General features: G+C 65.4%; 3 protein-coding genes and 1 pseudogene. 1 reads left to right on the top strand and 3 read right to left on the bottom strand.

The features are described from left to right. The 3 genes from LPZ50_RS22130 to LPZ50_RS22140 all read right to left on the bottom strand — a co-directional run. A partial coding sequence (locus LPZ50_RS22130) for a proline dehydrogenase family protein (protein WP_230664988.1) occupies positions 1–2,006 on the bottom strand: 2,006 nt, incomplete at its 3' end. Positions 2,007–2,148: 142 nt separating this feature from the next. Continuing rightward, positions 2,149–2,796 (bottom strand): PqiC family protein, encoded by a 648-nt coding sequence (locus LPZ50_RS22135; RefSeq protein WP_230664990.1) that lies wholly within the window; start codon positions 2,794–2,796, stop codon positions 2,149–2,151. Between the two features lie 34 nt (positions 2,797–2,830). Then, positions 2,831–4,474 (bottom strand): intermembrane transport protein PqiB, encoded by a 1,644-nt coding sequence (locus LPZ50_RS22140; protein WP_230664992.1) that lies wholly within the window; start codon positions 4,472–4,474, stop codon positions 2,831–2,833. A gap of 17 nt (positions 4,475–4,491) precedes the next feature. Here LPZ50_RS22140 and LPZ50_RS22145 point away from each other — a divergent pair. Then, positions 4,492–4,567, top strand: a pseudogene (locus tag LPZ50_RS22145) (SMP-30/gluconolactonase/LRE family protein); the annotation flags it as partial.

Raw genomic sequence — 4,567 nt, forward strand, 5'->3', positions numbered from 1 at the left:
CGGCCGACGACCAGGCCCACGCCCCCAAAGACAACGACGACGATCCGGACAAGGCGCCCGTGCACCCCATCGCCCAGCAGCGGCATGGCCTGCCAGGGCGTGGCCGTGCTGGCCAGCAGCGACGCCGCCAGCGAACCCAGCCGGTGCTCGTTGGTCAGGTCCAGGCCTGCGGAGTTCGGGCGCGCGCCGCTGTCGGCGGCGCCGTACAGTTCGCGCGGCAAGGGAATTTTCTCGTGCGGCGCGCCCAGCGGCGCGATCCGCATGGCCACTTCGACGGGATCGGCCACCAGATCATCGATGGCGATGCTCTCGTCGCCGATCAGATTCACGAACGAGGTATTGGCGCCGTTTTCGAGCAGGCGCCGCACCAGGTAGGCCAGCAGCGTTTCATGCGTGCCCACGGGCGCGTAGATACGGCAAGGCCGGTTCAGCTTGCCTTGAGCCACCGGGCCCACCACCTCTTCGTACAGAGGTTCGCCCATGCCATGCAGGCACTGGAATTCGTATTGTCCCGGGTAGTAGTTCTGCCCCGCTAATTGATGGACGGCCGCCAGGGTATACGCATTGTGCGTGGCGAATTGCGGGTATACCGCCTCGGGCGCGGCCAGCAGCTTGCGCGCGCACGCCAGGTAGGCCACGTCGGTATACACCTTGCGTGTGTACACCGGGTACCCTTCCAGGCCGTCGACCTGGGCCCGCTTGATTTCCGTGTCCCAATAGGCCCCTTTTACCAGCCGCACCATGATGCGATGGCGGCTGCGGCGTGCCAGGTCGATCACGCAATCGATGACGAACGGCGCCCGCTTCTGATAGGCCTGCACCACGAAACCTATGCCGTTCCAGCCTTCGAGTTCGGGCGTCATGCACAGGGCTTCGAGCAGGTCCAGCGAGATTTCCAACCGGTCGGCCTCTTCGGCGTCGATGTTCAAGCCTATGTCGTAGCCGCGCGCCAGCAGCGTCAGCGCGGTAACGCGCGGCAGCAGCTCTTCCATGACGCGTTCACGCTGGGCCCGCGCATACCGCGGGTGCAGCGCCGACAACTTGATGGAAATGCCCGGCCCTTCATAAATGCCCCGTCCCGCGGCGGCCTTGCCGATGGCATGGATAGCCTGCTCATACGATGCGTAATAGCGGTCCGCGTCTTCGCTGGTAGTGGCGGCCTCACCCAGCATGTCGTACGAATAGCGGAAGCCCCTGGCCTCGAGCTTGCGATTATTGGCCAGGGCCTCGGAAATGGTCTGGCCCGACACGAACTGCTCGCCCATCATGCGCATGGCCAGGTTGACACCCTTGCGCACCAACGGCTCGCCCCCCTTGCCGATCAGGCGGGTAAGGGCCTTGGACAGCGACTGCTCGCTGTTGACGCTGACCAGCTTGCCCGTCAGCATCAGGCCCCAGGTGGCGGCATTGACGAACAGCGATTGCGATCCGCCCATGTGCGAACGCCAGTCGCCATGCGCGATCTTGTCGCGGATCAGCGCGTCGCGCGTGGCGCGGTCCGGAATGCGCAGCAGGGCTTCGGCCAGGCACATCAGCGCCACGCCTTCCTGGCTGGACAGCGAAAACTCCTGGATCAGCCCCTCCACCCCGCCACCGCCACGCTTGTCGCGCAATGCCTGCACCAGGCGGCTCGCCAGGGCGTGGATTTTCTCGGGCTGGGGCATGCGCGCCTGGCCCAGCAACAGCGGCACGCACTCGGGCTCGGGCCGGCGGTACGCCGCGGTAATGGCGGCGCGCAGCACCGATTGCGGCTGCACATCCTGGCCGAACTCAAAGAACGGCGGCGTGACGATCTGCGCATCGGGGTCGATGCCGTCATCGTCGGCGCCGTCCTCCGACAGATGCGAGATTTCCGCCGGCAGGTGGCCGCGTTCGATCTTGTCCAGATAAGCCAGCAGTGCCTGCTTGTGCAGCCAGTGCGGCGTGCAGCCCAGTTTGCGCGCGGCCGCCTTCAGGCGATCGCGCAAGGTGTCGTCCACCTTGACGCCCAGTGTGGTACTGGCCATGATGAATTGGGTTTCCTTAGCACATAGGCCGGCCTGCCGCCGCGCGCCGCGCACGGTCCAGCCGCCCTGTCGGTTGAACCGTAATACTAAGGAAGATACAACCCGCTTTGAACTATGGTTAACCTTTAAGGGTTAACCCGTGTTATTCGCACCCTATAACCCGGACTTGTGGCCCGGCAGGCGTGGCACGGGCGCCTTGCGCCTGGATCCCCGAGGCGATAGTCTGCGCCAGCAAGGCCGCGGCATGTTGTTGGGCGCGTACCAGGGCCTCGATGCCGCCGCCCTCGGCCGGCACCTCTACCGCGGTACGGCATACCAGGGCCCGGGCGCTCTTCAGGTTGATGGGCCGCGCGCGCCAGGTGGCGTCCAGCCTCGCCGGGCCGCCTTCTATCATGTCGAAGCGCTGCACGTCCACCTGCACCCGCCATACCGGGGTGTCGTCGGCCGATCGTATTGTCTGCACATTCAGCGCGCCCAGGGTGCGCGTCAGCGTATCGGACAGCGCACTGCCGATCTCGTCGGCCAGCGGCGCGCTCCAGCGCTCGGAATACAGCGGAGCCAGGCTGCCGTTGCCGGCGCCCTGCAGCATGATCTGCGGCTGGTCGGCCTGCAACGGAACCGTGACGGGGGCAATCTCGATCTGAAAACCCGCCCGCCCCTCGGGGGCTGCCGCAGCTTGCGGCGGCGGCTGCAGCGTGTAGAACCGTGCCGGGGGCGAACTGCCGCACCCCGCCAGCAACGCCGACAGCGCCAGGGTGGACAGCAAGGGGACAAAGTTTCTGGTGCGCATGGATCAGGGCCTGTTCACAATGGGAGCCTCGCGCCTAGTTGCCGCCGGGCAAGGGATCGTCGCCACGGCCGCGGATCAGGGCTTCGGGATTGGCCTGCAGATAATCGGCCAGCGCGCGCAGCGAACGCGCCGCGCGCCCCAGTTCCTGCATGGCGCGTTCGGCATTGGCGGGCAAGGCGGCATCGTTGGCCAGCAACTGATTGATATTGTCCAGCGACTGCCGCGCCGCGCGCAGCGTGGCCCGCGCCTCGGGCGCCAGCGTCTTGTCCAGGTTGGACATCAGGCGCGAGGTGCTTGCCAGCGTGGTGCGCAAATCGCGGCCGATCTGCTCGAACGGAATCTTGTCGATCTTATCGACAATGTTGGTCAGCTGCTGCTGAAGCTGCTCCAGATTGCCCGGTATGGTGGGAATCATGACCGGGTCGGACAGCTCGAATTTCACCGGCGGCGCGTCCGGGAAGTGCGCCAGCACCACGTACAACTGCCCGGTCAGCAGATTGGCCGTGCGCAACTGGCCCCGCAGCCCGTGTTTGATCATGGCGGCCAGCAGCTTGCCTTCGGTGTCGTCTCCAGCCTCCAGGGCGCGTTCATGTACCCGGTCGTACACCGAGCCCAGGCGCTCGGGGTACAGCGACGCATCGACCAGGGCATAGAAACGCTTCTTGTCGTTGTCGAAATCAATGGTGATATCCGTGACTTCGCCCAGGGCAATACCCTGGAAGTCGACCGTGGCGCCCACGCTCAGGCCACGCACGGACTGATCGAATCGCATGCGGATGGGCACGGGATCGCCGTCGGGGTTGGCCTTGGCCTCGGCTTCATTGCTATACAGCTGGAACTCGGATCCCTCGGCGCTGCCCCCCGCATTGTCGTTCACCTGGGCAAAGGCCACGCCGCCCACCGCCAGCGATACCAGCGATTGCGTGTGCAGCTTCAGCCCGCTGCCGTCGACCGACAGGTCTACCCCGCTGGCGTTCCAGAAACGCGTGCCCTGGGTGACGAACTTGTCGTTGGGCGCATCGACAAACACTTCCACATTGACCGCCTGGCCGCTGCCGTCGAGTTTGTAGCCTATGACCCGGCCCACGTTGATGCGGCGGAAATACACAGGGGAACCGATATCCAGCGAACCCAGGTCGTGGGCCTTCAATGTGAAGCGCTTGCCGTCGCGGTCGTGGGTGACGGGCGGCGGGGTTTCCAGGCCCACGAACTCGAACTTGGTGGCCGTGGTGGATGCCCCTGCCCCATCCGGCGCATCCACGCCGATATAGGCCCCGGACAACAATGTGCCCAACCCGGACACCCCCGTAATGCCCAGCCGCGGCCGCACCACCCAGAAATTGGTGCCGTCCGCCGCCAGGCCGGCCGCCTCTTTGGTCAGTTGCGCGCGCACCACCACCTTGGAGCGGTCTTCGTTGAAATGGATGTTCTGCACCGTGCCCACCACGACATCCTTGTAGCGCACTTGTGTCCTGCCAACCTCCAGCCCCTCGGCGGTGTTGAAGATGATCGCGACTTCCGGCCCCACCTGCATCCAGGTGCGTACCACCAGCGACAAGCCAGCCAGCAAGGCCACGACCGGCACCAGCCAGATCCAGGAAATACGACGCTGCTTCTTGCGCGTGACTTCCGGCGCGGTTACGCCATCGTCATTCGGTGGAAGGTTGGTTTCGGCCATGTTCAGTTCTTGTATGGGTCGTGCCCAACGGCATGGCATTCAGCCCCGACGGCCGCACCATGTACCTGTCCGACTCGCACCCCGATCGCCAAG

It is taken from the genome of Bordetella petrii (genome assembly GCF_020991325.1).
Taxonomy (GTDB): domain Bacteria; phylum Pseudomonadota; class Gammaproteobacteria; order Burkholderiales; family Burkholderiaceae_B; genus Bordetella_A; species Bordetella_A petrii_E.

Excerpts from the sequence above, each read along its gene's own strand:
- LPZ50_RS22135 (WP_230664990.1), bottom strand. The coding sequence starts at position 2,796 with ATGCGCACCAGAAACTTTGTCCCCTTGCTGTCCACCCTGGCGCTGTCG.
- LPZ50_RS22140 (WP_230664992.1), bottom strand. The coding sequence starts at position 4,474 with ATGGCCGAAACCAACCTTCCACCGAATGACGATGGCGTAACCGCGCCG.